The organism is Streptomyces rubradiris, assembly GCF_016860525.1.
GTDB classification, from domain to species: Bacteria; Actinomycetota; Actinomycetes; order Streptomycetales; family Streptomycetaceae; genus Streptomyces; species Streptomyces rubradiris.
On record NZ_BNEA01000015.1, the window covers coordinates 817900 to 844338 of the forward strand.

Annotated in this window: 22 protein-coding genes and 1 riboswitch; of the genes, 9 read left to right on the plus strand and 13 right to left on the minus strand. The window is 71.3% G+C overall.

Going from position 1 to position 26439, the window contains the following annotated elements; all coding sequences use genetic code 11:
• Positions 1-30 precede the first annotated feature (30 nt).
• On the plus strand, positions 31-2226 hold the full coding sequence (locus tag Srubr_RS16895) for a UvrD-helicase domain-containing protein (protein ID WP_189989342.1): 2196 nt from the start codon (positions 31-33) through the stop codon (positions 2224-2226).
• Positions 2227-2901: 675 nt separating this feature from the next.
• Positions 2902-3126 carry a hypothetical protein gene (locus Srubr_RS42025; RefSeq protein WP_373313341.1) on the plus strand — a complete coding sequence of 75 codons (225 nt, stop codon included), beginning with the start codon at positions 2902-2904 and terminating at the stop codon, positions 3124-3126.
• Between the two features lie 790 nt (positions 3127-3916).
• On the opposite strand, the gene Srubr_RS16905 is transcribed toward Srubr_RS42025, so the two are convergent.
• A complete protein-coding gene (locus tag Srubr_RS16905) occupies positions 3917-4354 on the minus strand; it encodes a TetR/AcrR family transcriptional regulator C-terminal domain-containing protein (protein ID WP_189989344.1) in 438 nt (145 codons plus the stop codon).
• Positions 4355-4398: 44 nt separating this feature from the next.
• Here Srubr_RS16905 and Srubr_RS16910 point away from each other — a divergent pair, with 44 nt between their 5' ends.
• Entirely contained in the window at positions 4399-5805 is a 1407-nt protein-coding gene (locus Srubr_RS16910) for a DHA2 family efflux MFS transporter permease subunit (protein ID WP_189989346.1), read from the plus strand.
• A gap of 343 nt (positions 5806-6148) precedes the next feature.
• A complete protein-coding gene (locus Srubr_RS16915) occupies positions 6149-6625 on the plus strand; it encodes a hypothetical protein (RefSeq protein ID WP_203855030.1) in 477 nt (158 codons plus the stop codon).
• Between the two features lie 81 nt (positions 6626-6706).
• Here the strand turns inward: Srubr_RS16915 and Srubr_RS16920 are convergent, their stop codons facing one another.
• From Srubr_RS16920 to metE, 6 genes are all read right to left on the minus strand, one after another.
• Complete coding sequence (locus Srubr_RS16920; RefSeq protein WP_189989350.1) at positions 6707-7369, minus strand: ABC transporter ATP-binding protein; 663 nt, start codon at positions 7367-7369, stop codon at positions 6707-6709.
• Positions 7362-8327, minus strand: a complete 966-nt coding sequence (locus tag Srubr_RS16925) for an ABC transporter ATP-binding protein (RefSeq protein ID WP_229926392.1) — start codon at positions 8325-8327, stop codon at positions 7362-7364. Before Srubr_RS16925 ends, Srubr_RS16920 begins: the two co-directional genes overlap by 8 nt.
• Complete coding sequence (locus Srubr_RS16930) at positions 8324-9202, minus strand: ABC transporter permease (protein WP_189989352.1); 879 nt, start codon at positions 9200-9202, stop codon at positions 8324-8326. Before Srubr_RS16930 ends, Srubr_RS16925 begins: the two co-directional genes overlap by 4 nt.
• A 5-nt stretch (positions 9203-9207) precedes the next feature.
• A complete protein-coding gene (locus tag Srubr_RS16935) occupies positions 9208-10176 on the minus strand; it encodes an ABC transporter permease (RefSeq protein ID WP_189989815.1) in 969 nt (322 codons plus the stop codon).
• A 20-nt stretch (positions 10177-10196) separates the two neighbouring features.
• Positions 10197-11783: an ABC transporter substrate-binding protein gene (locus Srubr_RS16940; RefSeq protein ID WP_189989355.1), complete on the minus strand. Its 1587-nt coding sequence runs from the start codon at positions 11781-11783 to the stop codon at positions 10197-10199.
• A 196-nt stretch (positions 11784-11979) separates the two neighbouring features.
• A complete protein-coding gene (gene metE, locus Srubr_RS16945; protein ID WP_189989357.1) occupies positions 11980-14304 on the minus strand; it encodes a 5-methyltetrahydropteroyltriglutamate--homocysteine S-methyltransferase in 2325 nt (774 codons plus the stop codon).
• Positions 14305-14446: 142 nt separating this feature from the next.
• Positions 14447-14678: riboswitch (cobalamin riboswitch) on the minus strand.
• Positions 14679-15043: 365 nt separating this feature from the next.
• Between metE and Srubr_RS16950 the strand changes: the two genes are divergently transcribed.
• The 3 genes from Srubr_RS16950 to Srubr_RS16960 all read left to right on the plus strand — a co-directional run bounded on the left by Srubr_RS16950 (position 15044) and on the right by Srubr_RS16960 (position 18954).
• A complete protein-coding gene (locus Srubr_RS16950; RefSeq protein WP_373313329.1) occupies positions 15044-17032 on the plus strand; it encodes an ABC transporter ATP-binding protein in 1989 nt (662 codons plus the stop codon).
• A gap of 363 nt (positions 17033-17395) precedes the next feature.
• Positions 17396-18715 (plus strand): S8 family serine peptidase, encoded by a 1320-nt coding sequence (locus tag Srubr_RS16955; RefSeq protein WP_189989359.1) that lies wholly within the window; start codon positions 17396-17398, stop codon positions 18713-18715.
• Positions 18712-18954: a hypothetical protein gene (locus Srubr_RS16960; RefSeq protein WP_189989361.1), complete on the plus strand. Its 243-nt coding sequence runs from the start codon at positions 18712-18714 to the stop codon at positions 18952-18954. The genes Srubr_RS16955 and Srubr_RS16960 overlap by 4 nt, the downstream gene beginning before the upstream one ends.
• Positions 18955-19000: 46 nt before the next feature.
• Here the strand turns inward: Srubr_RS16960 and Srubr_RS16965 are convergent, their stop codons facing one another.
• The 6 genes from Srubr_RS16965 to Srubr_RS16990 form a co-directional block, all read right to left on the minus strand.
• Entirely contained in the window at positions 19001-21202 is a 2202-nt protein-coding gene (locus Srubr_RS16965; protein ID WP_189989363.1) for an endonuclease, read from the minus strand.
• A gap of 106 nt (positions 21203-21308) precedes the next feature.
• Positions 21309-21797 carry a hypothetical protein gene (locus Srubr_RS16970; protein WP_189989365.1) on the minus strand — a complete coding sequence of 163 codons (489 nt, stop codon included), beginning with the start codon at positions 21795-21797 and terminating at the stop codon, positions 21309-21311.
• A 57-nt stretch (positions 21798-21854) separates the two neighbouring features.
• A complete protein-coding gene (locus Srubr_RS16975) occupies positions 21855-22196 on the minus strand; it encodes a hypothetical protein (RefSeq protein WP_189989366.1) in 342 nt (113 codons plus the stop codon).
• A gap of 233 nt (positions 22197-22429) precedes the next feature.
• Positions 22430-23224 (minus strand): DJ-1/PfpI family protein, encoded by a 795-nt coding sequence (locus tag Srubr_RS16980; RefSeq protein WP_189989368.1) that lies wholly within the window; start codon positions 23222-23224, stop codon positions 22430-22432.
• On the minus strand, positions 23172-24206 hold the full coding sequence (locus tag Srubr_RS16985) for a GlxA family transcriptional regulator (RefSeq protein WP_413790257.1): 1035 nt from the start codon (positions 24204-24206) through the stop codon (positions 23172-23174). Before Srubr_RS16985 ends, Srubr_RS16980 begins: the two co-directional genes overlap by 53 nt.
• 97 nt (positions 24207-24303) lie before the next feature.
• Positions 24304-24759, minus strand: coding sequence for a hypothetical protein (locus tag Srubr_RS16990; RefSeq protein ID WP_189989372.1), 456 nt, complete (start codon positions 24757-24759; stop codon positions 24304-24306).
• Positions 24760-24880: 121 nt separating this feature from the next.
• Here Srubr_RS16990 and Srubr_RS16995 point away from each other — a divergent pair, with 121 nt between their 5' ends.
• Together Srubr_RS16995 and Srubr_RS17000 are read left to right on the plus strand one after the other, a co-directional pair.
• Complete coding sequence (locus Srubr_RS16995; protein WP_189989374.1) at positions 24881-25306, plus strand: cold-shock protein; 426 nt, start codon at positions 24881-24883, stop codon at positions 25304-25306.
• 148 nt (positions 25307-25454) lie between these two features.
• A complete protein-coding gene (locus Srubr_RS17000; protein ID WP_189989376.1) occupies positions 25455-26087 on the plus strand; it encodes a TetR/AcrR family transcriptional regulator in 633 nt (210 codons plus the stop codon).
• Positions 26088-26439 lie beyond the last annotated feature (352 nt).

Consider the following 26439-nt stretch of genomic DNA (forward strand, 5'->3'; position numbering starts at 1 on the left):
GTGCAGAGGACGTAGAGGACTTCGACACTGATGGCAACGCTGGGTATCCACAAGGACTTCCTGATGGAGTTCGCCCGACTGGAGAGGCCTGTTCAGAAGCGCGTCCACGAGGTCTTCGAGAAGTTCCAGGAACACCGACACGCAGGCCTCCACCTGGAGAAGTTGGAAAAGGCCCGAGACCCCCGTATCCGCACCATCCGCATCACCCAGTTCATGCGGGGTGTAGTGCTGGCTCCAGAGTCGGGAGACAGCTTTCTGCTGCTGAAAGTCCTGCCGCACGACGACGCGATCGCGTGGGCAGTGAAGCACCGGGCGACCCTAAACTCGGCCACGCAGGGCATCGAATTGCGCAACGACGTCGCCTTGGAGCGGGCCACGGCAGGAGTGCGGGCCATCGCCGCCGACACGACGAAGCGGCTGTTCACCCACGTCTCCGACAAGGACCTGACCCGCCTGGGAATCGACGCCGACCTGCTTCCCCTGGTACGGCATCTCAGTGACGAGTCGCATCTCGACGCCCTGCACAAGATTCTTCCTGAGCAGCAGTACGACGTGCTGGCAGGCCTCGCGGCCGGCATGGGAGTCGACGACGTATGGCGCGAAGTGGTGCAGGCACAGCTGGAGCAGACGCCGCCAAGCGTGCCCCAGCAGGTCACAGGTGTAACCGGTGACGACCGATCCGTGCCTGTGAGTGAAAAGGACGGGCTGTCGGCCGCCATGGCACGTGCCCAGGGCCGTATCGCGCTGATCTCGGGTCCCGACGAGCTGATGGAGATCCTTACGCGACCCTTCGACGCCTGGCGGGTTTTCCTGCATCCGAGCCAGCGCAAGGTGGCCTGCCGCCCCTCCTACAGCGGCCCGGCGCGCGTGACCGGTGGCCCCGGCACGGGCAAGACCGTGGTTGCCCTGCACCGGGCGCTGCACCTCGCGCAGCAACTCCCGTCGGAGGCACCGGACAAATCCATCCTGCTGACCACGTTCACCCGGGACCTCGCCTCCGACCTGAGCCGGAGCCTCGAACTGCTCATCCCCGACGCGGAACTGCGCGACAAGATCCACGTCGTCAATATCGACGCGCTGGCCAACCAGATCGTCCGAGAGGACCGGCGCACCTCTCTGTCCGTCATCACCGGCCAAAAGGAGATCACCGCACGTTGGGCGCGGATCGCCCGCCGTCTCGGCATCGACTTCACCGACGTCTTCCTCGACCAGGAGTGGAGGCACGTCATCCTCGCCCAGGACGTACGCTCCGCGGAGTCGTACCTCAAGGCCTCGCGCAGCGGTCGCGGCACCCCGCTCGGGCCGCTGAAACGGGCCCAGGTATGGCGCGCGGTCGAGGCGTTCACGAAGGAACTGCGGGCCAACGGCGAGTGGACCTTCCTGCAGATCTGCGCGGAGGCCGCCCGGCTGTTGGAGGAGCGCGGCGGTGAGCGCCGGTTCCGTCATGTAGTGGTCGACGAGGCGCAGGACCTGCACCCGGCCCAATGGCGCCTCTTGCGGGCCCTGGTTACTCCGGGGGCCGATGATCTGTTCATCGCAGGAGACACCCACCAGCGCATCTACGGCAACAGGGTGTCACTGCGCAGCCTCGGCATTCCTGTCACCGGTCGCTCGACGCGCCTGCGCATCAACTACCGTACGACCAAGGAGATCTTGTCCTGGTCCACCGGCCTGCTGACGGGTACAAGCGTCGATGACATGGACGGGGGCGACGAGTCCCTGAGTGGCTACCGCTCTGCATTCCGCGGCGCGCCTCCGCAGCTCGTGCCGGCTTCCAGCAAGGCCGAGGAGCTCGCCGGACTCGTGGCCCAGATCGGGGAGTGGGTGACGGCAGGCGTCGCTCCGGCCGAGATCGGAATCGCCGTTCGGTTCGTCCAGCTCGGGAAGGATGTCGCTCAGGCTCTGGAACGGTCGGGGATAGGCGCGACCGTTCTCGGCTCTTCACCGTCAGGGACAAGTGACGGCGTCCGTATCGGGACCATGCACCGCATGAAGGGGCTCGAATTTCGCTGTGTGGCCGTAGCCGGGGTGAATAACGGTATCGTCCCCATGCGCAGTGCCATCACAGCCGAGGAGGTCGACGCTCAGCAGCACCGCGAGGATCTGCTAAGCGAGCTGAGTCTGCTCTTCGTGGCCTGTACGCGGGCACGTGAGGCGCTGAGGGTCTCCTGGCACGGAGGCCCGAGCCCGTTTCTCGCCATGGTGCGCGCCTCGTCGGATCGGTAACTGACTCAAAACGTTTGGATTGGATGGACCCGCGCACTTCCAGATCGCTGGTGTGAGGGCCGGTTCACGAGGTATTGATCCGAAACGGTAGGTGTCTCGGGTCGTTGATCCCCGCGCAAGTCAACTGGTGAGGGACGCCCGGCAATTGCCGCCATCGGCGCAGGAGGCACTTTGGCTGCGGGCGGTGGCCGCGTTGGTGGCGGGCCGGACTCGCGAGGATGTCGCGGCAGTGTTCCAGATCCCGCTGAAGGCCGTGCCGTGGAGATCTGGTGGGCGAAGTGGCTGGCCGGCGGACGTGAGGCGCTCGTGGCCCAGCCGGGCCGTCGAGCAGAACCCGGAGGCGGTGCGCGTTGGCGGGAGGAGACCTGGCCGGCGATCCGCGCTATGGAGAAAGCCGAGTGCGGCGGAGTGCTCTTCGCCGACCAGGTCGGCATCCGCTCCGACCAGGTCACCGCCGGCCGCACCTGGGGCGCCAAGGGTGGACCCCGATCGTGCGCCGCTCGGGCAACCGGATGCACTTCATGGTCTTCACCGAGACCTTCGACGCCGACGTGATGTGCCGTTTCCTCGACCAGCTCACCGACCACTTCGACCACAAGGTCCACCTCGTCGTGCACGGCCACCGCGCACCGCTCCCGCAAGGTCCGCACCGGGCTCGCCGATCACCCGGACCGGATCGAGCTGCACTTCCTGTCGTCGTACTCGCCCGACCTGAACCCCGACGAGCTGGTCAACGCCCACCTCAAACGGAGGCTGCCTATGCACAGCCGGGCCGCGACCAGGCCCAACTCGCCGCCGAGGCCCGACGGTTCTTCCACCGACGCCAACGCCAGCAGCACATCGTCCGGGGCTACTTCAGCGGCCCGCACCTCCGCTACATTCTCGAATAGAACCCTTTGAGTTTCGGATCAATAGATCTGGGTGAGGCGCTCGATCCCGTCGTCCTGCGTGTCGTAGCCGGACTCCTCGCGCTGCTTGCCAAGCGCGTCCCTGAACCGAATCGTATACGGGTGCGCAATGGGTCGGCTTGGCACAGTCACAGTCCTTGAAGAAGGACCCCATGCCACGGACGAGCTGTCGGGCCACGTGTCGAACCTTCCGAGCCGGAGCGAGGAACCATGCACAGGCATTGTGCAGAGGGCGGAAGGTCAGGAAGCGGAGATAGGACTGCGACGCACGCTGACCGTTTGCTGACCTGAGGGGCTTCCTTCACGCCCCTGACCTGCGCAAACACCCAAACGCTAGATCTTGGACTTGAACAGAGTACGCAGCACTTTGGACTCCTGTAAGATGGCTCCCTGCCTGCTTTGTGCAGGTCAAGGGCGTTCTTCACTCTACAGGGCGTCCGCCGAAGTCGATGATCGGGAGGAACATCGCTTCTTTTCGGTGACAGGGCTCCACGCCTGGGCCTCGGCGCCAACCAGGCTGTTGTGGTTGGTGCCACCGACCAAGCGCCCGTCTGATGTCCGGGAACTGACCACCCCTACCTGGTGGGCAGTTGCGTCCGGGGCTCATCGACCTGGGCATGGGCCGGGCGGGCGGCAGTGACGCGGGCGCCGGCCGGGCCCTGGGCCGCGACGGCTATGTGTCGCCGGACGACTTCCCGCGCGAACTGGTCGAGCTGCGCGGCTACTTGGAGGCGGGCTCGGCCAGTGCGTCGCCGTCGGAGAGGGCGTCAGCTCTCCTCGCGTCATGCGGCGAAGGCGCGCGTGAAGGTCTCGACGGCGGCGGCGACAGTGGCCCGCAGCTCCTCGTCGGGCACCGCGCGGGTGCCGAGGACGGAACGGCCCTCCATCGGCCCGGTCAGGAGCGCGACGAACTGCTCGGCGGCCCGCACCGGGTCGTCCAGGCGCAGCCGGCCCACGAGCGCGAGCCGGGCGAAGCGGTCGGCGAGGGCCTCGGAGAGCCGGTTCGGGCCACTGCCCCAGACCTTCTCGAAGAGGTCGGGGAAGCGGGAGATCTCGGCGTGCAGCAGGCGCCGCAGGGCCCAGGCGTCATCGCTGGAGTAGCAGAGCAGGAGGCGGTATCCGACGTCCTGCAGCGCGTGCGGCAGGTCGTCCACGTCGCTGCCGAGGCGCGCGACCACGGCGAGGCTCTTGGCGGTGGCCTGTTCGGCGGTGACGCACACGGCCTCCCTGAAGAGCTCTTCCTTGCCTGATCATCGTGCTCCTGATGGGCGGGCTCATGGGCCTGCTCGACGGCACGATCGTGAACGTCGGCATCGGCACCCTGGGCGACCACTTCGACAGTTCCCTCGGCACGGTCGGCTGGGTCGCGACCGGCTACCTCATCGCGGTCACGCTCGCCATCCCCTTCACCGCATGGGCCGTCGACCGCTTCGGCAGCAAGAAGATGTGGCTGACCGGCCTGGCCCTCTTCGTCTTCGGCTCGCTCGCCTCCGGCCTCGCCTGGAGCATCGAGAGCCTGATCGTCTTCCGGGTGATCCAGGGCTTCGGCGGCGGCATGCTCGACCCGATCATGCTCACCCTGCTCGCCCGCGTGGCCGGGCCGGAACGCGTGGGCCGGGTCATGGGCCTGATGGGCATCGTGATCCCGCTCGGCCCCGTCCTCGGCCCCGTCCTGGGCGGTCTCATCATCGAGGGCCTGGACTGGCGCTGGATGTTCCTTGTGAACATCCCGATCGGCGTACTGGCCTTCGCACTCTCCCTGCGCATCGTGCCGACCGACCCGCCCAAGAGCGAACGGACCACCAGCCCGCTCGACTTCGTCGGCCTCGCGCTGCTCGGCCCCGCCTTCGCCGTCCTCACCTTCGCGCTCTCGCGGGCCGGCGAGGACGCCGGCTTCGGCAGCGCCCCGGTGATCGCGGCCCTCGCCCTGGGCGCCGTGCTGCTCATCGGCTATGGCGCGCACGCCGTACGGGTCGGCGCCAAGGCCCTGATCAGCCTCGGCCTGTTCCGCGGCCGCAGCTTCTCCGCCAGCGTCACGGTCATGGGGCTCACCGGTGTCATGCTCTTCTCGATGCTGTTCCTCGTCCCCCTCTACCAGCAGGAGGTGCGCGGCCACGGCGTGCTCGCGGCCGGGCTGCTGCTCGCCCCGCTCGGCGTCGGCTCATTCCTGGCCATGCCGGTGGCCGGCCGGCTCAGCGACACGGTCGGGGCCAGGCGGCTCGCCCCGTTCGGCGCCCTCGTCATCACCCTGAGCTCCCTGGCGTACACCCAGGCCGGTGCCGGCACCAGTGAAGTCCTGCTCGGCGGCTGCGCGTTCACCACCGGGGTGGGCCTCGGCTTCATCGGCGCGCCCACCATGGGCTCGTTGTACCGGACGCTGCCGGGCGAGTCCGTCGCACAGGGCACCTCGGTGCTCTACATCATCAACCAACTCGGCGCCTCGCTCGGCATCGCCGTCGTCGCCCTGCTGCTGCAGCGCCAGGCCGACAGCGGCCACAGCCCGGTGGAGTCCTTCCAGACCACCTCCTGGTGGGTGTTCGGGGCAGCCCTCGCCGTGCTGATCGCCGGATGGTTCCTGCCGGGCAAGCCCGAGTCGGCCGCGGCGGCGACCGAGCAGGGGGACAGCCCGCAGGAGGGCGACTCACCGAGCACCGTCGCCGCCCGGAGCTGAACCACCGCCCCCGTCAGAGGCGTTCGGCGTACGACGCGGCCGTCCCGCACGAGCGCGCTGTCAGTCGCCGCTCAGCCCCTCGGGACAAGCCGGCCCACCGCATCCGATTCATCGCCGCCGGCGGGCGAGTCGGTCTCCGCCATCCTCGCCCGGTCGGGCACCTGGGGCGTGGGGCTCTTCTTCCTGCCGAGCGGGTTCGTCCTGGCCTGGACCGCGCGGCCGGGCGACGACCACTCGGGCCTTCTGGCGGCGCCGCGTGGCGAAGCGATGCGGCAACATGGCGGCAGATCGCCGATCAGCCGCACCGGTCAGCCGACCGCACGGCACATCTCAGGTCGCCGCGATGCTCAATGTGTCCACGAGAGAGGGGTCCGCTGCCGATCAAGGCGGTGATCACATGGGAAGATTCCAGGCGCATGGTGGCGCCAAGAAGGATTTCGACTTCAACGTCGGTCTGGCGGAGGGCGATTGGGACGCGAAGCGATTCGGTGACCGGCTGTGGGCTGATGTCGCTCGAATTCTGGAGGTGTCCTTCGAGGACAGTCCCGGTGAACCGGGGGATTCCGGGAGCCATCGGTATTGGTTCGAGAATGACTCGGTGAGCATTTCCTTGTATGTCGACGACGGAGAGCCGGGCTGGGTGTTCGAGAAGGTTCCGGCGATGCTGACCGCCCGTTCCCGGTCCGAGTCCATCGAGACCTGGCAGCTGGCGGAGAAACTCTACGACCGCCTCGTCGCGACCGGGAGTTATCTGGTGGTGGTGTTCGCCGACGACGGCATGCCGGTCGACGCGAATCTCGACATCGGCGACAACTGGTGAAACCAGAGGCACGTACGGCGGACGGAGCGACGTTCCCCGTCAGCGCGATCAGGCACCATCGGGGCACTCCCGGAAGCAGGTTCAGGCGTCAGGGGTCAGAGCTCGCCACTCGACTGTGTGGTCGCACCAGCGCTTCAGGAGGGTGTGGTCGTGGCCGACCGCGAGCAGGCCGGCGCCGGTCGTGGCTCGGTAGCCCTCGACGACTGCGACCAGCGCGGCGGTGGTGGAGGCGTCGAGCATGGCGGTCATCTCGTCGCAGATCAGCCAGCGGGGGCGGAGCACGAGGGCGCGAGCCAGGCAGGCGCGTTGCAGCTGGCCGTCGCTGACTTCGTGCGGGCGTCTGGTCAGCAGGTCGGGGGTGAGGCCGACGGTCGCGGCCAGCTCGGGGACGCGTTCGGGTATCTCCTCACGACGGCCGGTGGCCCGGAGAGGCTCGGCGATCAGGTCGCTGAGCCGCAGCCGGGGATCGGCGGAGAGCCGGGGTTCCTGGAAGACGACGCCGAAAGCGGTGCGCTGTTCGCGGGGGGCCCGGTGGCGCCAGTGGCGTACGGGGGTGCCGTCGAGGAGCAGGGTTCCGGAGTAGGGGCGGTGCAGCAGGGCCGTGACCCGGGCGAGGGTGGATTTGCCGCAGCCGCTGGGGCCGAGCAGGCCGACGGCCTCACCGGGTGCGAGGGTCAGGGAGAAGTCCCGTACCACGGGAGCGCGTCGGTCGTAGCCGGCGGTGATGGCGCGCAGTTCAAGCACGGGCGTCCTCCGGGACGTGCGGGTGGTGGCAGGCGACCGCGTCCGTCATCGGCGGCTGGGCGGCGCAGGCGGGGGTGGCCCGGTCGCAGCGGGCGGCGAAGGCGCAGCCGTCGGGGAGGTCACCGAGTTCGGGGGGCATGCCGGGGATGGGGGTGAAGGCCCGTTCGGGGAGGGCTTGGAGGAGGCCGCGGCTGTAGGGGTGGCGGGGTCCGGAGGAGCCGAAGAAGCTGGTCGCGTCGGAGAGTTCGATGATGCGTCCCGCGTACATGACGGCGATCCGGTCGGCGACGCGTTCGGCCGCGGACAGATCGTGGGTGATCATCAGCAGGGCCCGGTCGGCGTCGTCGACGTGGCGGCGCAGTTCGTCGACCGTGTGGCGCACCAGGTCGCGGTCGAGTCCGGTGGTCGGTTCGTCGGCCAGCAGGAGAGGGGCTTCGCCGACCAGGGCGAGGGCGGTGGCGGCGCGCTGGGCGAGGCCGCCGGACAGTTCGTGCGGGTGGCGGTCGAGGTGGCCGGGCGGGAACGCGGCACGTCCGGCGGCCTCCTCGGCGGCGTCGCGCAGGGCGGCACGGCCTCGGACCCCCGTCAACGCGGCGATTGTCTCCTGCAGTTGGGAGCGAATGGTGCGTACGGGGGTCAGGTGCGCGGCCGGGCTCTGCGGGATCAGGCCGATCCTGCGGCCCCGTACCGTGCGGGCGAGGGTGCGCTCGTCGGCCGTGACCAGGTCGAGGTCGCCGAGGAGGGCCTCGCCGGTGGTCTGCGCGTTGGCGGGGAGCAGGCCGAGGAGGGCGGAGGCGAGGACGGACTTGCCGCAGCCGCTCTCACCGATCAGGGCCAGGCACTCCCCCGCCGCCACGTCGAAGTGCGCGTCGGTGACGGCGGCGACGCGGCGCCCGCCGGGCATGAGGAAGCGCACCGACAGGCCGCGCACCGACAGCACGGGTTCTCGCTCGGTCACAGCATCAGCTCCGATCGGCGGCGGGGGTTGATCCGTTCCCGCCAGGCCCCGGCGAGACCGGCGATGGCGAGGGTGGGGACGATGATGAACAGCCCGGGGAAGAGGGTCGGCCACCACTGGCCGGCCAGGAGCGAGCCCCGGGCGGTCTGGATGAGGGTGCCGAGACTCGCGGTGTGGGTGGGCAGGCCCAGTCCGAGGAAGGACAGGGCCGACTCGTGCCACATGGCGTGCGGGACCATCAGGACCGCGGAGAGGGCGGCCTGGGGCAGTACGGCGGGCAGCAGGTGCCGTACCGCCACCCGCCACCGGGACGCCCCCGCGGAGACGGCGGCGTCGATGTACGGGCGCGAGCGCAGCGAGAGGACCTCGGCGCGGACGATCCGGGCGGTCGACAGCCAGTGCGTGAGCGCGACCGAGACGACCACCGGCCAGACGCCCGGACGGAACAGGGCGACGATGAAGATGCCGAGCAGGAGGTGGGGCACGGAGGAGACCGTGTCGACCAGCCGCATGATGCCGCGGTCGGCCCAGCCGCCGAGCGCCGCGGCCGTGGCCCCGACGGCCGTCCCGATCACGGTCGCCGTCAAAGCCGCCACCACCCCGACGAGCAGGGACACCCGCAGGCCGTAGACGCAGCGCAGCAGCAGGTCACGCCCGACGTCGTCGGTGCCGAACGGGTGGGCCCAGGACGGCGGTAGCAGCTTCGACGCCAGGTCCACGGCCTGCTGGTCGAGCTGGACCAGCGGCGGTACGAGCAGCACCGCGAGGAGCGTCAGGGCGGTCAGCGTGGCGGAGGTGCGCACCCGGACGGTGCGGGTGGAGCGGCGGTTGGTGCCGTACGACCGCCACTTCCTCTCGACTGCGGCCTCAGCCATGGGAGTCACATTTCACTGAGCTTCACCCTCGGGTCGAAGAGTCCGTAGAGCAGGTCCGCGAGCAGGTTGCCGGCCAGGACGGCGGCGGTGGCCAGCGTGGTGAGGGCGGCCAGCAGCGGGAAGTCGACGGCGGTGGCCGCCTGCACCGTGGCCGCCGCGATGCCCGGCCAGCTGAAGACGCTCTCCACCAGCAGGGCGCCGGTGATGAGTTCGGGGACGCGGGAGCCGATCAGGGTGAGCACCGGCAGCAGCCCGGAACGCAGGGCGTGGCCGAGCAGCACGGTGCGTTCGTCCAGGCCCCTCGCGCGGGCGCCGCGTACCGGGTCCTCCGCCAGGGCGTCGCCGACGCCCTGGCGGACGTAGAGGGTGAACCAGGGCAGCTGCGAGACGGCGAGCACGCAGGCGGGCAGCACGATATGGCTCGCCACCTGGCCCGTGCTGACCTGTTCGCTGGCGGTGTCGGTCAGGCCGCCCGCCGGCAGGACGTCCAGTTGGAGTGCGAACAGCCAGATGGCGAGCAGGGCGATCCAGAAGACCGGTGCGGCCTCCAGGGCGTAGGCGAGCGAGGTGACGGTGCGGTCGAGCCAGGATCCGGGGCGGCGGGCCGCGAGGACGCCGAGCAGCGTGCCGGCCAGGACGGCGACGGCGAACGCGACCGCGCACAACAAGGCCGACCACGCCAGGCGTTCGGCGATGACCTGGGCCACCGGTTGGCGCATCACGCTGGACTGGCCGAGGTCGCCGGTGAGGGCGGAGGTCAGCCACCGCCACCAGCGTTCGGCGAAGGGCTGGTCGGCACCGAGGTTGGCCCGCAGCCGGTCCAGCGTCTCCTGGTCGGCGCCGAGTGCGGCGGTGCCGGCGTAGGCCTTGACGGGGTCGAAGGGGGAGGCGGCGGCGATCGCGAAGACGCCGAAGGTGACGACGAGGAGGACCGGGGCGGCGAACAGCGTCCGCCGCCCCGCCAGGCGGGCCATCGCTCCCCAGGGCAGCGGGTTCACTTCTTGGGCTGCCAGTCCTCGAGGTTCCACCAGGGGCCGCTGGCGAAGCCGTGCTCGTGCGGCTCCAGTTGCGTGGTCAGCCCCTGCCAGCGATCGGCGAGGACGTAGACGTGGTCGATGTGGGTGAGGAAGGTGTAGCCGGGGTCCTTCACGAGTTCGCGCTGGAGGGCCCGGTACGCCGTTTCGCGCGTGGCCTCGTCCTGGCCGCGGCGGCCGGTGTCGAGGGCGTGGTCGACGGCCGGGTTGTCGTAGTGGCCCATGTTGTTGAAGCCGTTCCCGGCGAGGGAGGAGTGCAGCATGGTGTAGAGGCCGAAGTCGGGGTCGCCGATGCTGCCGCCGGCCGCGAGGACCGCGGTGTTCTTCATCCGCGGCTCGATGACCTCCCAGGTGGCGCTCTCGACCTTCACGTCGATGCCGGCCTTCTTGGCGTCGGAGGCGTACGCGAGAGCGTGGTCCTGGCGGACCTTGTCGCCCGAGGGGTAGAGCAGGGTGAAGGCCGCCTTCTGACCGCCCTTGGCGCGGATGCCGTCCGCCCCCGGCTTCCAGCCCCCCTCGTCGAGGATGCGCTTGGCCTTCGCGAGGTCCTGGCCCCGTTCGATGCCCTTGGCGAACCAGGGGTCGTCGACGGGGAGCGGCCCGTAGGCCGGGCGGCCGGCACCGTCGAGGATCTTGTCGACCATGGCCTCGCGGTCGACGGCGGCGTCCAGGGCCCGGCGGATCGCGCGGTCGCCGGTGACCTTGCCGGCCGTGGGGAGGGTGACGGTGCGCAAGTCGTAGGACTTCGCTTCGTAGGTCTTCTTGTTCTCGTCGTCGTCGAAGGTGGCGGCGAGGTTGGGCGGGAGGATCGCACCGTCGAGGTCGCCGGAGCGCAGGCGGGTCGCGCGTACGTCGTCGTCCTCGACGATCGCCATGGTGACCGTCTTCACCTTCGGTGCGCCGCCCCAGTACGTGGGGTTGGCCTTGAAGGTGAGCTTCTCGCCCTTGCGCCAGTCGGCCAGGACGTACGGGCCGGTGCCGATCGGCTTGGTGTTGAAGGCGCCGGTGTTGGGGTCCTGCTTGCCGGCGATGTGCTCGGGGACGATCGGCAGGACCGTGCGGCCGGCGAAGGGCGCGTAGGGGTACTTGAGCGTGAAGACGACCTTGTCGTCGCCGTCCGCCCGCACCTCCTTGATGGCGTCCAGTTCGCTGCGGGAGGTGTTGTTGGTCTTGGTGTCGAGGATGGTCCGGTAGGTGAAGACCACGTCGGCGGAGGTGAGCGGCTCGCCGTCGCTGAACTCGACGCCCTCGCGCAGGGTGTAGGTGTACGTGAGGCCGCCGTCACCGACCTCGGGCAGTGCCTTGGCGAGCGCGGGTCTCAGTCTCAGGCCGGCGTCGCGGGTGAGGAGGCCGTCGAAGATCTTCGAGTTGCCGTCCTTGCCGTAGCCGAGCAGCGGGCTGAGGGTGTCCGGCTCCGAGGCCACCCCGATCACGACCGAGTCGGCGGGCCCACCGCCGCCTTCGCCGCCACCGGGCGCCGAGCACGCGGCTGCCCCACCGGCCAGTGCCGTGGCGACGGCGGCACCGCGTATCCATCGGGTCGTCATGAGCCCCCCCTGTTGCATGGAATTTGTTGTTGCATAGTAAGTGCAACTGAGGACTGCTGGTCCATCGGTCCACGCCGCACACCGTGACAGCGGCGGGGGCTCCCGCAGGCACGTCGCCTGCGGGAGCCCCCGCGTTGTGCCACCTGCCGGTGAAGGCCGAGAAGACGATCACGAGACAGGACGCTTCGCGCTGGTCTCAGGGCGTCTCGGAGGGCAGGGCGCCGCGCACCTCGCGGGCCGCCGCCACCAGGTTCTCGAGCGAGGCGCGCACCTCGGGCCAGGTGCGGGTCTTCAGGCCGCAGTCGGGGTTCACCCACAGCCGCTCGGCCGGAAGGGCCTCAAGGCCCGCGCGCAGGAGAGCCGCCGCCTCGGCGGTGGCCGGGATGCGCGGGGAGTGGATGTCGTACACCCCCGGTCCCGCCTCCCGCGGGTACCCGTGCCGGGCCAGTTCGCGGGCCACCCGCATATGGGAGCGGGCCGCTTCCAGGCTGATGACGTCGGCGTCGAGGTCGTCGATGGCCTGGACGATGTCCCCGAACTCGGCGTAGCACATGTGGGTGTGGATCTGTGTGTCCGGTCGCACGCCGGCCGTGGTCAGCCGGAACGCCTCGGTGGCCCAGGCCAGGTAGGCGGGCCGGTCGGCGGCGCGCAGCGGAAGCGTCTCGCGCAGGGCGGGCTCGTCGACCTGGATGACCGAAGTGCCCGCCGCTTCCAGGTCGTTCACCTCGTCGCGCAGGGCGAGGGCGACCTGGCGGGCGGTCTCGGCGAGGGGCTGGTCGTCGCGGACGAAGGACCACGCGAGCATGGTGACCGGCCCGGTGAGCATGCCCTTGACCGGCCGGTCGGTGAGGGACTGGGCGTACCTCGTCCAGCGCACCGTCATCGGCTCCGGCCGTGAGATGTCGCCGGCCAGGATCGGCGGGCGGACGTAGCGGGTGCCGTAGGACTGGACCCAGCCGTGCCGGGTGGCGAGGTAGCCGGTGAGCTGTTCGGCGAAGTACTGGACCATGTCGTTGCGTTCGGGCTCGCCGTGCACGAGCACGTCGAGGCCGGTCTTCTCCTGGAAGGCGATCACCTCGCGGATCTCGGCCTCGATGCGCCGCTCGTACGTCTCCTCGTCGGTCCTTCCGGCCCGTACGTCGGCGCGGGCGGTGCGCAGTTCTCCGGTCTGGGGGAAGGAGCCGATGGTGGTCGTCGGCAGCAGAGGCAGGCGCAGGTGCGCGCGCTGGGCGGCCGAGCGTCGCGGGTACGGCTGGGAGCGGCGGGTGTCGGCGGCGGTGACGGCGGACGCCCGGGCCCGTACCGCCGGGTCGTGCGTGATGGGCGAGCCCGCGCGGGAGGCCAGATCGGCGCGGTTCGCGGCCAGCTCCGCCGCGATCGTGTCCGCGCCCTGCGCCAGGGCGCGGGAGAGCGTGACGATCTCCGCGGTCTTCTGCCGGGCGAACGCCAGCCAGCGCAGGATCTGCGGCTCGATGTCCCGCTCGACCGCGGCGTCGAGCGGGACGTGCAGCAGGGAGCAGGAGGCGGCCACGTCGACCCGGTCGGCGAGGCCGAGGAGGGTGGCCAGCGTGGTCAGCGAGTTCTTCAGGTCGTTGACCCAGACGTTGCGCCCGTCCACGACACCGGCGACCAGCCGCTTGCCGGGCAGACCGCCGGCCGCGGCGAGATCGTCGAGGTTGGCGGCGGCCGGGCCGGTGAAGTCCAGGGCGAGCCCGTCCACCGGGGCCTTCGCCAGCACGGGCAGCGCCTCGCCGAGCCGGTCGAAGTACGAGGCCACCAGCAGCTTCGGTCGGTCGGCGAGTCGGCCGAGGTCGCGGTAGGCGCGGGCGGCGGCGTTCAGCTCGGCCGGGGTGCGGTCCTGGACCAGGGCGGGCTCGTCCAGCTGCACCCACTCCGCGCCCGCGGCCCGCAGGTCGGCCAGCACCTCGGCGTACACGGGCAGCAGCCGGTCCAGCAGGGTGAGCGGCTGGAAGTCCACCGCGACGCCGGGGGCGGGCTTGGCCAGCAGCAGGTAGGTGACCGGGCCGACCAGGACGGGCCGCGGGGTGTGGCCGAGGGCGAGGGCCTCGCGCAGTTCGGCGGTCTGCTTGCCGGAGTCGGCCGCGAAGACGGTGTCCGGCCCCAACTCGGGTACCAGGTAATGGTAGTTGGTGTCGAACCACTTGGTCATCTCCAGCGGCGCCGCCTCCTGGGTGCCGCGGGCCATGGCGAAGTAGCCTTGCAGGGCGTCCTCCTGGACCGCGGCGCGGTGGCGGTCGGGGATCGCACCGACCATGACGGTGGTGTCCAGGACGTGGTCGTAGTACGAGAAGTCACCGGTCGGCACCTCGCCCAGACCGGCGTCGGCCAGGTGCCGCCAGGTGGAGCGGCGCAGGCCGGCGGCCGTGCGCCGGAGGGCATCGGCGGTGACCCGGCCCTGCCAGTAGCCCTCGATCGCCTTCTTCAGTTCCCGGTTCGGTCCCTGGCGGGGGTAGCCGTACACGGTGGCTTGTACTGCCGCGGCTGCGGACTCGGCTGTCACGGAACTCTCCTTCGCGAGCACTCGTCATGGGTTCCCGGGACGGGACGAGGGCGCGAAGGGATGACGAAGGGCAGCGGGACACCATGGGTGCCCGCCCCTGCCGCCGACCCGCCCTCGAGGTCACCGAGATGCCGTACGCGATGGCCGCGCACGGGCAGTGGCAGGTCTTCGGACTCGCGAGCACGCCTCGTGCCGTACGACGTGTACGAGGCACCTACTGGCCGTCGCTTCCCAGACCCGCTTGCCGGGCCCAGTGCGTATGACGGCGGTCGTTCCCGCTCACCGCTGCGGGGCAGTCCCGGATTCCCACCGGGTTCCCTCTTACGACGCGCCTGCCTGGCGGGCAGGGCGAACCAGCTGCACGAGGCAGCCTATACAGCGGCGCGCCCGCCGTGAAGCCGGTGAAGACACGGCGACGGCGGCGAGGCCGGTGATGGTGAGGTGGCGGCAGACCTTGCGGAGCGGCTTGGCGAACGACCCGCGTGTCCGGGCGGCTTCCCCCGGGCCTTCCGGGAGTCGTGCCGGCCGATCGTTCCCGGGCATCCCGACACGACCGAAACATGTGTGTTCGAAACCACCGCCCGCTCGTTGAGTCGCAGGAGCTGTCACACAACCGGCAAGGGGGACCCATGTCGACTTCGGCCAGGACACCAGCTGGCGCGACTCTCCATCACGCGGCGCGACGGCCGCGCACGCCGGTTCTCCGGGTGCCGCGCCGGTCCGGGCGGGGAGGTGCGCTGTGAAGAGGTTCTTCGGGCGCGTGCGGATGGCCGAGCCGGAGGTCTCCGACGCCGAGCGGGAGCTCTTCGGCGGTCCTCTGCGCTACGACATGGGCTGGTCGGAACATGAGCGTGCCTGGCTCGACCTGACGATGATGTCGGCTCTGCGCTCCATGCCGAGGCTGGTCGGGACGACGTTGCGGATGGCGTGGCAGGCCGACCGCCGCGCTCTGCTCACGGTCGCCGTCAGCGAGGTCGGGCAGGGTGCCGCAGCGGCGGTCGGGCTGCTCGCGGTGAACGCCGTGATGCACGCCCTGCTCGGCTCGGGCACCCCCGGCCAGCGGCTGCACGCGATCCTGCCCGGACTGCTCGCCGCCGCCGGAGCCGCCGTGGTCAACTCCGGTCTGGCCGGCTGGTCCACCTCGCGGGCGGGCCGGCTGGAGCCGTTGGTGGAACGGATCGCCACGACGCGGTACCTGGCCGCCGCCGCGTCCGTCGAGCTGGAGGCCATCGAGGACCCGGAGTTCCGGCGGCTGATCGACGTCGCCCAGTACGGCGCCGGTTCCGCCCGTCGCATGATCAGCGCCTGCGTGGCCGCCTTGAACGGGACCATCTCCCTTTTCTCCACGGCCGGTGTGCTCACCATCCTCCACCCGGTGCTGCTGCCGATGCTGCTCCTGATCGCGGCGCCGCGCGGCTGGGGCGCGATGCGGGTGGCGCAGGAACGGTATGTGTCGGTGATGAGCTGGGTCGAGCATGTGCGGGCCGGCCGCCTCATCGGCAACCTGCTCACGGAGCGCACCGCGGCACAGGAGGTGCGCATCCACGCCGTCGGGCCGTTCCTGCTCAGCCGCTACGAGCGGATGGCGGAGAGCGCCGAGGCGGAGCAGGAGCGGCTGGCCGTCGGCAAGGCCGTCACGGAGTGGGTGGCAGCCGCGCTGTCCGGCCTCGCCATGGCGGCGACGTACGGGGCCATGTTCTGGCTGATCATGAGCGGGCACATGGGTCTGGCCGTGGCCGGGACCGCCGTCATCGCCGTCCGGTCCGGCTCGGCGAGCCTGGGCGGGCTGGTGATGAACGTGAACCAGCTGCACGAGGAGTCCCTCTACGTCCGCGACCACGCCCGGTTCCTGGAGGAGGCGGCGCGGCGCACCATTCCCCGCGGGGGTGATCCCGTCCCGGCACGGGTGCGGCAGGTCGTCCTGGACAAGGTGAGCTACCGCTACCCGGACCGGGAAACCCCCGCCCTGGACGAGGTGTCCCTCACGCTGCCCATGGGCTCGGTCACCGCCGTGGTCGGCGAGAACGGCTCCGGCAAGAGCACCCTGATGAAGGTGCTGTCGGGTTTGCTGCTGCCGCAGACCGGGCGGGTGCTGTGGGGCGGGGCCGACCTCGCCTCCCTGGACCGCGCCGAGGTCTTCGACCGCGTCTCGCTGCTCACCCAGGACTTCCAACGCTGGCCGGTGACAGCGGCGCTGAACATCCGGATCGGCCGGCCCGCACGGGAGGCCGGCCCCGAGGACCTGCGGCCGTCCGTCGACTACGCGGGCGCCGGACCGGTCGTCGCGAAACTTCCCGACGGCCTGCGCAGCCTGCTGGCCCGGATGTTCCGGGGCGCGAGCGAACTGTCCGGCGGCGAGTGGCAGAAGATCGGCCTCGCCCGGACCCACTGGCGCGACTCCACCTCCGATGCCGACGGTGTGCTCATCGTGGACGAGCCCACCTCCGCCCTCGACCCGGAAGCGGAGATCGCGGCCTTCGACAGCATCCGCCGGCTCGCCGCCCCGAACCGGGCCGTCGTCCTGGTCACCCACCGCATGTCCGGTGTCCGCCATGCCGACCGCATCCTCGTCCTGCACCACGGACGGCTCGTCGAGCACGGCAGCCACGACGACCTCATGGCCGCCCGAGGGCGCTACGCCGCGATGTTCGACGCGCAGGCCGCCCAGTACGCCCCCGCGGGCACCGTCCCCCGCCCCGGCTCCCCGGCCGTCACGGATTCCGCATGACCCGCTCGCGGCCGGCTCGCCGCGTGCCGGCACGCGGCAGCGGAGCCCGGCCGGCCGGACCGAAGCCCGTCCGCGGCCCGGCCGGGGGTGATCTCCAGGTCTGGCCTTGCCCGGCGATTCCAGACCACCACGTCCGGAATGCCCCGGGACCGGGCCGGCCTGCCCGGCTGTGAGCACGGGATCGCTCCGGACGAGTTGCGTCCGGCCGTGGCCGGCCCGAGGGTGGAAGGAAAGGCGACACAGCAGGCTCGGACGCGCCGACTCACCCTACGGTCGGACGTGCGGTATCCGCTCGCCGAAGGTGTCTCGGGCGTGCGGCGGGGCGGTCACCGTATGCAGGGGGGCAGTCGGAGCGGAGACACCATGACGAACGAATCATTCGACCGCCGTGCGGGCGAGGGGCAGTTCGGACTCTACGACCAGAGCGTCCGCAAGCGTGAGAACGCCTACACGGGGAAGTACCTCGTACTTCTCGACTGCCAGGAGGAGGAGCGCGGCATGGCGGCGCTGCGCTCCCAGGCCGGCATCGCGAGCGCGGAACCGGTGCGTGGTGCCGAGGCGGAGAGCGCCGTGCGCGTCTTCGGGGCGCCGGACGTGAACGCGCTCTTCCCGGAGTTGGGCGTCGCCGTCGTCGACGTGGCACCGGACCAACGGGAGGCGCTGGTGACGGCCGCTCAGCAGGAACCGGCGGTCATCGCCGCGGAGCCGGAGCGCCTGGTCTACATATCGACCATCACGGACCGTACACCGGAGGTGACGGGGTACTACCCCACGTACCGCAGCGACGAGGACGTCCTGGAGCGGCACACCACGGCGGCGATGGCCGTCTCGCTGGGCCCGGCCTGGGACGAGACCGAGCACACGTGGGGCCTACAGGCGGTACGGGCCAACCACTCTCCCCTGACGGGGCAGGGCGTCGGGGTCGCGGTGCTCGACACCGGAGTGGACACCGCACACCCCGACCTGACCGCGCACATCGCCGGTACCGCGTCCTTCGTGCCGGGGCAGTCCGCGCAGGACGGCAACGGCCACGGCACCCACTGCATCGGCACGGCGGCCGGGCCGGCGCAGCCGCAGCACGGGCCGCGCTACGGCGTCGCTCCCGAGGCGCAGATCCTGGCGGGCAAGGTGCTCAGCAACCAGGGCAGCGGGAGCGACGGTCAGATCCTCGCGGGGATCGCCTGGGCGCTCTCCCAGGGGGCGAAGGTGATCTCCATGTCACTGGGCGCCCCGGTCGGCGCCGGGCAGCTGTTCTCACCGGTCTTCGAGAGCCTCGCCAAGCGGGTCATCACCGCGGGCACGCTGATCGTCGCGGCGGCGGGCAACGACGGCGGGCCGGTCAACCACCCGGCCAACTGTCCCTCGATCCTGGCTGTCGCGGCTCTGGGCAAGGCGCTGGACGTGGCACCGTTCTCCTGCCGGGGCCAGGGTCTCGTCGGTGCCGAGATCAACATCGCGGCGCCCGGGGTCGATGTGCGCTCCGCCTGGCCGATGCCCCAGGTCTACAACACGATCAGCGGGACCAGTATGGCCACCCCGCACATCGCGGGTATCGTCGCGCTGCTGGCCCAGGGGGCGCCGGAGGCCACGGCGTCCGAACTGAGCAAGCGCCTGCTCTCCGGCGCGTACCGGCTCGCACAGCCTCCCGCGAGCGTCGGTGCGGGTCTGGGACAGACTCCGTGACCGAATCCCCGCGGGTGGACGTCATCCTGTCCGTCGACGACCCCGGGCGGTTCGCCGAGACGATCGGGGCGGCGCGGGCCGTCGGACTCACCGTGACGAGTGAGCAGCCGCTCATCGGCACGGCCGCCGGCACCATCGCCGAGGACCGGCTCCCGCTGCTGCGGGCGGTGGAGGGCGTGGCGGCCGTCGAACGGGCCCGCGCCGTCCGCCTGCCACCGCCCGAGCCGCCGGACCGGTGACGACGGGGCCACCGGACCGGTGTCCCGGCCGGTCCCTCGCGGTCCTTCAGGGCCAGACGCCGGAGAAGTCGATGCTCCGGGCCCACTCGGGGTGGTCTATCAGGGGGTTGCGGTTTCCTTGTATCCCGGCGATGGCCGCGTTGCGGTGCAGCTCGTACTCGGTCACGGGTTCGTTCTCGTGCCAGGCCAAAAGGATGGGCAGCCGCTCCTCGGGGAACTCCCGCGCCCTGTCCCCGACGAGGCCGGGGTACCGCAGCAGGAAGTACAGGGTGGCTCTGGCGACGGCTCCCTTGCTGTGCTCCGGTTCGAACCCGCTCTTCTCGCGCATGCCGCAGTCGTCCCGGACGGCCTCCTCGAAGCCGGGGAAGTCCATGTAGGGGTAGTTCCCGCGGAAGCTGTTGCACGCCGGTTCGCACGCGAACAGATGGTGCAGGTCACCGCGCATGGGCTCCCGCTTGCCGAACCAGGACTGCGGGACGACGTGCTCGCAGTTGAACGGCAACGACGCCTCCAGGGCGTCCAGTTCCCCGGCGAGCTCGTCCGCGCTCGCCGTGCTCTCCCGCAGCAGGAACTCCTGCATGCCCCGGAGCCGGGACGCCTCGGCGGCGGCGTCGGCGCGGATGAGTTCCTCCGCGGTGAAGGTCTTCCCCGAGTAGACGCTGCGCAGGAGGCGGTCGGGGTGGAGGTCGACCCACGGGTAGAGCATGCGCGCCGGTCTGTAGGAGGGGCGGGGCCCGTGGGTGTCCTCCAGCAGGGCGGTCAGCGCCTGCCGCAGCGGCTCGCCGTACGAGTCGGCGTCGACGTGCGCGTAGTAGGCGTCCCGCGCGGCGCGGTCGTCGTCGGGGACGTAGTAGGCGCGTGCCTCCCCGAGCCGGAGGTTGAGCAGGGCGGCGTCCAGGTCCCGCGCGACGGCGTCGGCGACGGCGGAGCCTGCCGCCGCCCGCCCCGGCGGGGCGGGGACGGCGCCGTCGGCGGTCACCGCGGTCACCCGGGGGCCGGCGAACCGGTCGGGGCCGCGCTGTCCGGGCGCCGGCGCGTCGACGCCCACGGTGATCCGGAGCGGCACGGTGATGCCGACGGCGGGACCGGAGGCGGGCGGTGCGGAACCGTCCGGCGTGGGTCCGTCCGGCCCCGGGTGCGTCGGCGTCGGGAGTGCGCCCTCGCGGCCCGGCCGGTCCGGTGGCCGGAACAGTTCGTCGCGCAGCCGGGCCGCGTTCCCGGTCAGCGTGAGCCGGCTCAGCGCTTGCAGCACGCGGCTGACGCGCACTCCTTCGTTGGCCTTCCACGCCAGGCGGTGCTCGCCCATCCCCGGCCGCCAGGGCGTTCCGTCGGTGGCCAGGGGGAGGCCGTCGGGACCGGTCTCCGGTACGGCCGAGTGGTGCAGCGCGACGACTTCCCACTGGTCGTTGAAGACGGGGGACCCGGAAGAACCCGGCGCGGTGTCGGTCACGTAGTGGACGAACCGGTCCAGCAGGTCGACGATCTGGTTCTCACGCAGGGCGAGTTGCTTGGGCTCGCCGTTGGGGTGCTGGATGATGTTGACGAACTCGCCGAGGATGGCCTTGCCTTGGGCCCCGTCCAGCGGCAGCCAGCCGAAGTCGGCGAGCCGCGCGCCCTCTTGGTTGTGTTCGGCCACCGCGACGACGGTGAAGTCCAGCTCACGGTCGGTGGCGAAGAAACCGTGGGGGTCGATGCGGAAGGTCACCGGGACCAGGGGGTGCCCGTCCAGGCCCGCCTGGAAGTCGAACTCGACGACGGCGTGGCCCGCTTCCTCCGGGCTGCGCAGTACGTGGTTGTTGGTGAGGAGGAGGGAGGGGGACACCAGGAAACCGGTGCCGTGATGTCCGCCCTCCGGTGCGCGGACGGAGATCCGCCCGACCGACCGGGCGGCCAGATACCCGCCCTCCAGGAAGGCCACTCCGGTGAGGTTGTTGCGTCCCATGAGGCGTTCCAGGCCGAGGAGATCGGCGCCGAACGCGTCCGGTGACAGCGACAACGTGCTGCCGGTCGTCGTGGCGGGCTGCGTCGGTATCTGCTCGATCGCCTTGGCGAGCGACCAGTCGGCGTTCAGCCGGGCCAGTCGCTTCTGCACCCGACCGGGTTCGTCGGCGTACAGCACGCCCCGGCTCTCAAGGGTGTGGAGGGTCTCCTCCCGCTGCGGGGACCGGTCGCCGAAGCGTTTCGCGGCCTTCTCCAGCTGTGCCAGGTAATCCGTTTCCGCCTGGGGAACGTGTTCCACGGTGATCATCGAAGGTCTCCCTCGCTCCGCTCCCCTCCCCCATTGTGTCCACCGGTCACCGGTGATTGCTTCTCGTACGGATGGTCACCGGTTCAAAAGTCACCTGGTCAACTAACTACTGGGCGCCGTGGAAGCTGGTGGCCGAGGCGTACTCGTAGCCAGACCAGACGTCGCCACCGCGCCATGCGGAGCCGTCCCAGACGTAGGCCGCGGCGAGCGTGCCGTAGTAGCCTTGCCCGCAGGACTGCCACCCGCCCCAGTCGAACACCAGCTCAGGACCCCAGGGTCCGGGGAACTCGCCGCCCATCTGGCCCGTGGCGCCGTACTTCCAGTCGCTGGTGCGGCACACCGTCCAGGCGGAGCCGTTCCAGCGGTAGACGGTGGCCCGCGTGGCGGCCCAGCCGTCGGGCCGGGACAGTCCGGTGCCGCATCCTTGGGTGAGCGCGTAGGTGTGGGAATACGCGAGGTTGCCGGACAGCGCGCCGGGCCGCTTGTGGTCGATTCCCGCGTCGCCGCGGACACACAGGCCGGTCCCGTTGTACACGACCAGGCCCCAGCCGCGACCCGCGCCGCCCGGCACGTCCGGCGGATCCGCGCGGCGCACCCGGAAAGCCCCGCCAGGAGACACCTGACGGGGCTTCCGGTTCGCTGTCGGTGACACTCAGCGGGGCAGCCGGGAGACCATCCGCGCGAGGTCGTCCGGGAACTCGGACATGTGCGCTGCGGCGCAGTGGCTGACGGTGCAGGCCGCGGAGACCGACTCCATCTCCGAGTACTCGCCACTCGACAGCATCTTGGCGCACATTCCCAGGGGGACCACGAAGTCCGCTTGAGCTTCGTCGGTCAGCGAATCGAGCAGGCCGGATTCCTCCGGGAGAACCAGCTCGACGATCGCATGCAGAACTCCTGCCGGCTCGGAGACGTCGACTCCACGAGAGAGTTCGACCATGTCTTCGTATTCGGCAAGGCCGAATCGATTGACCCGGAGATGTTCTCTGCCCACGTCGATTCCCGTCGAAGCTGATTCCCTGATGTCGCAACCTGAGCCGGAAAACCGCCGGACAAGGGCGGGCGGGGGCGCCGTGGGCCCAAACCGGGCGGCGAATTCACCCCCTCGCCTGCACCACTTCGAACGATCCCCCGCGGACTCCGGCCGCACCCTCGGCCGCCTCGGCCCGGATGAGACACATCGTCTCCAGCTCGTCGGCACAGGCCTTGTCGCGCGTCGTCCTCGCCCTACCCCTGCGACTCCTCCAGCAGTCTCAGGGCCCGCTCCTTCAGCCGGGCGTCGGCCCGGGTGGCGTCGCCCGCGTCGTAGGGGGGCCGCGGGTCGTACTCGATGGCGAGCTGGGCCGCCTTCGCGGTGTCGGGGCCGGCGAGCAGGGACGCCAGGTACAGGGCCATGTCGATGCCCGCCGACACCCCGGCCGCGGTGATGATCTTCCCGGAGCGCACGTAGCGGCGGGGCAGGTAGGTCACGTCGAACGTGGACTCCAGGTACCCGGCGGAGGCCCAGTAGGTCGTCGCCCGCCGCCCGTCCAGCAGTCCCGCGGCGGCCAGGACGATGCTCCCGGTGCACACCGAGGTCGTCCACCGGGTGTGCCGGTGGATCCGGCGGATCCAGTCCAGGAGCGTCCGGTTGTTCATCGCCGCCACGGTGCCGCGGTTGCCCGCGCCCGGGACGAGCAGGACGTCGAGGCGGTCCACCTCGTCGAGGGACCGCTCGGCGACCAGGGCCACGTCCCCGGTGTCCGTGCGGACCGCGCCGCGCCGCTCGGCGATCATGGTCACGGTGGCGCCGGGCAGCCGGGACAGGACCTCCGCGGGGCCGGTGGGGTCCAGCAGGCTGAAGCCGTCGTAGAGGAGTACGCCGATCCGCGGGCCGCCGCCGGCCTGCGGCGCGGCGTGTGCCGGTCCGGCCGGGGCCGTCGTCGTGGCCGCGAGGGCGGCGGTGGCCACGGTCCCGCGCAGGACGTTCCTACGGGTCGTCGAGTGCCGCGTGCTGTGCGCTGTGCGCGTGCTGTCGGTCATGTCCCGGAGTCTGCTGCCCGGAAGCGGCGAGGGGCGGTGGCATGTCCGGCATCCTGCGCATCGTGTCCCCCGTGACCCCGTAGTGGTCCAGGAACGCCTGCCGCAGGGTCTGTGCCGACCCGAACCCGCAGCGGCGGGCGATCGCCGCGAGCGGAAGCCCGCTGGACCGCGCGAGTTGCGCCGCCGCCTCGGTGCGCGCCTTGCGTACCGCCCGGGCCGGGGTCGTGCCGAGGTGGGCGGTGAACAGGCGGGTCAGATGGCGGGTGCTGATCCCCGCCCGGCGGGCCAGGGCGGCGGGCGCGAGGTCCTCGGCCAGGTGGCCGGAGACATAGCCCATCAGGTCCCGGACCAGCCGGTCCTGGGGTGGCGGGGCGGCCAGGAACACCGATATCTGCGCCTGGTCGGCGGGGCGGTGCAGCGGGGTGACGAGTTCCCGGGCGACGGCGCGGGCCAGCGTCGGCCCGTGGTCGTCCTCGATCAGCGACAGGGCCAGGTCCAGCGCGCTGGTGACGCCGGCGGAGGTGTAGACGTTGCCGTCACGGATGCACAGGGGGCGCACGTCCACGGCCACGGCGGGGTGGCGTTCGGCGAGCCGTTCGCCCCAGCCCCAGTGCGTCGTCACCCGTCTGTGGTCCAGCAGGCCGGCCGCGGCCAGCACATAGGCGCCCGTGCAGACGGACGCCACCCGCCGGCTGCGGGCGGCCAGCCGGCGCACCTGGCGCAGGAGCGGTTCGTTCGCCGCCGCGTCCTCGCAGCCGACGCCGCCCACGACGATCAGCGTGTCCAGCGGACCCGTCACCGTGTTCAGGTCCTGTCCGGCGCCCACCAGGATCCCCGCCGAGCTGCGGGCGGCCCGGCGGCCGAGGGTCGCGAGCTCGACGGCGTACGGCGGCGCCGCGCCGTAGCGGTTGGCGATGTCCAAGGCGCTGCTGGGACAGGCGATGTCGAGGATCTGCGCGTTGTCGTAGGCGACGATGAGCACGCGCCGCTGACCGTCCATGTCTCCGTACCCCCTCCTTCGGACCCACCCCATCACAGCGGCGGCCGGCGGTACGGAACGGCCCCGGGGCGGGGGCGCGCTAGCGACGGGGGTCCCGGGTGAGCCAGGGGGTCAGCAGGGAGAACGGGATCAGTTCCTTGTACGTCTCGTCGCCGGGCAGCGGGACGACGAGCCACTGGCCGGGCGGGAACAGCCGGCCCTTGGTGAAGGCCAGTCCGCCGTAGACGGAGCGGAGGAAGGCGGGAACAGAGTCACGGGGGACGTCGTGGAACTCCACGCCCTCGACGGTGATCTTCGCGTCGTCCTCGGGGAAGAGCCGGACGCTCACCGACGGCGGGCCCGCGAGCTCCACGAACGCCTCGTGCGGCAGCGAGCCGTCGGGGTCGGTGACGGTGAACAGCGGGGCCGAGGTGCGACGCGATGTGCGGTCCGCCCCGATGTCGTCGGTGACCGACAGCGACAGCCGGTATTCCTCCGCCAACGCGCGTATCGCGGTGACCGCGGCCTCGGTGGTCGGCAGGTGTGCGTGCTCCATGGCCCCGATCATGCCCGACGGGAGGGCCGCCGGGCGGCGGCGGCCCGCGGCTACCATCCGTACATGGTTTCCGGGGACAGGTCCCGGATGGTGTGTGTTTCCGAGGAGTTGGGGGTTTCGCATGGTTGCGGGTCGTGTCGTCCGTTTCGACAGTTCACGAGGTTACGGGTTCGTCGCGCCGGAAGGCGGTGGAGAGGACGTCTTCCTGCACGTGAACGATCTGCTGGTCCCCGAGGAGTACGTGCGCCCGGGGCTGGTCGTGGAATTCGACGTGGAGAACGGCGAGCGGGGGCCGAAGGCGTCGAACATCCGACTCGCCGAGGGCGTCGAGCCCGGTGTGCCGCGGCGGCCGGGCGCGGCGGCGCGGACGGCGCCGCTGGACGAGTCCGGCCAGCCGATGTGCGACGTGCTCAGCGCCGCGGAGTACCGGCGCGAGGTGACGGAGCTGCTGCTGAACGCGAGCCCGCTGCTGACCGCGGAGCAGATCCTCGGCATCCGCGCCGCGCTGGTGAAGTTCAGCGAGAGCCACGGCTGGGTCGAGGACTGATCCGTCGCCGGCGCGGCCGTCCCGTGCCGGGCCGTCGGCTCGGTTCCGCTCCGCGACTTGCTGTAATGCCTGCTCCAATTGGAGCAGGCATTACGGTAAGATCGGCGCCCGACAGGGTCAAGAGCGTGGCGACGGAAGGGTCTTCTGCATGACCGGGCCGCGGACGAGTGGCAAGAAGCGCGCCAACGGCGTGGAGTCGCGGCAGCGCATCCTCGACGCGGCGGTGGCCATCGCGGGCGAACGCGGGTACGACGGCACGTCGATCGCGGCGGTCAGCGCCCGGTGCGGCCTTCCGGCCAGCTCGATCTACTGGCACTTCAGGGACAAGGACGACCTGATCGCCGCGGTCATCGAGCGCAGCTTCGAGACCTGGCTCGCGGCCGTCGAACTGCCCGGCGAGGAGGCCGGCACTCCCCTGGACCGAGCCGTGATCATGGCGGCGAACGTGGCCAAGTCCCTGGTGAACGAGCCGGACTTCCTGCGTCTCGGCCTCATGCTCGCCCTGGAGCGGCGGCCCGAGGAACCCCGGAGCCGGACGGTGTTCTTCCAGGTCCGGCACATCGCCCGGCAGCGGATCGAGGAAGTCGTCCGGTTCGTGCTGCCGCAGTTGGACGACGACGCGGTGCGCTTCCTCACCACCTATGCCATCGCCGGGGCCGACGGGCTCTTCGTCCAGCGGGAGTTCAACGGCGACAGCGTCGATCTGGTGGAGATGTTCCAGTTCCACGCGCGGCTGGTGTACGAGACGGGCCTGCGCATGGCCGCGGAGAGCGCGCGATGACCCCGGCCGGCCGGCGACGCGCCGAGCCCGCCCCGCGACCGGGCGGGGCCGCCGGGCCCGCGTGCGCCGGCCGGTTCCGCCGCGCACACCCCGGGTGCCCCCGGCTCCGGGACGGACGGGCGGTCCGGGCCTTCCACACCGCGCCGGCCGCACGTCCCCACCGGTTACGGCAGCGCCCTGGACTTCGTTCCGCGGACATCACCCGGCGTCTCGACCGCCGCGCCCGGCGCCGTCGCCGGCCGGGCCCCGCGAAGCGCGCCCCGGCCGTCCCGGCCCTGTGCCGGTGACGTCCCGCGGAGAACCGCCGCCCGCCCGCGCCGTCCGGAAATCCACCCCCGAGAGAGAGTCAGCA

What these genes read in the sequence shown, in the direction of transcription:
- Srubr_RS16895 (WP_189989342.1), top strand. Translation starts at nt 31, where the DNA reads ATGGCAACGCTGGGTATCCACAAGGACTTCCTGATGGAGTTCGCCCGA.
- Srubr_RS16910 (WP_189989346.1), top strand. Translation starts at nt 4,399, where the DNA reads ATGGGCGGGCTCATGGGCCTGCTCGACGGCACGATCGTGAACGTCGGC.
- Srubr_RS16915 (WP_203855030.1), top strand. Translation starts at nt 6,149, where the DNA reads ATGCTCAATGTGTCCACGAGAGAGGGGTCCGCTGCCGATCAAGGCGGT.
- Srubr_RS16930 (WP_189989352.1), bottom strand. Translation starts at nt 9,202, where the DNA reads ATGGCTGAGGCCGCAGTCGAGAGGAAGTGGCGGTCGTACGGCACCAAC.
- Srubr_RS16935 (WP_189989815.1), bottom strand. Translation starts at nt 10,176, where the DNA reads ATGGCCCGCCTGGCGGGGCGGCGGACGCTGTTCGCCGCCCCGGTCCTC.
- Srubr_RS16940 (WP_189989355.1), bottom strand. Translation starts at nt 11,783, where the DNA reads ATGACGACCCGATGGATACGCGGTGCCGCCGTCGCCACGGCACTGGCC.
- Srubr_RS16955 (WP_189989359.1), top strand. Translation starts at nt 17,396, where the DNA reads ATGACGAACGAATCATTCGACCGCCGTGCGGGCGAGGGGCAGTTCGGA.
- Srubr_RS16965 (WP_189989363.1), bottom strand. Translation starts at nt 21,202, where the DNA reads ATGATCACCGTGGAACACGTTCCCCAGGCGGAAACGGATTACCTGGCA.
- Srubr_RS16980 (WP_189989368.1), bottom strand. Translation starts at nt 23,224, where the DNA reads ATGACCGACAGCACGCGCACAGCGCACAGCACGCGGCACTCGACGACC.
- Srubr_RS16990 (WP_189989372.1), bottom strand. Translation starts at nt 24,759, where the DNA reads ATGGAGCACGCACACCTGCCGACCACCGAGGCCGCGGTCACCGCGATA.
- Srubr_RS16995 (WP_189989374.1), top strand. Translation starts at nt 24,881, where the DNA reads ATGGTTGCGGGTCGTGTCGTCCGTTTCGACAGTTCACGAGGTTACGGG.
- Srubr_RS17000 (WP_189989376.1), top strand. Translation starts at nt 25,455, where the DNA reads ATGACCGGGCCGCGGACGAGTGGCAAGAAGCGCGCCAACGGCGTGGAG.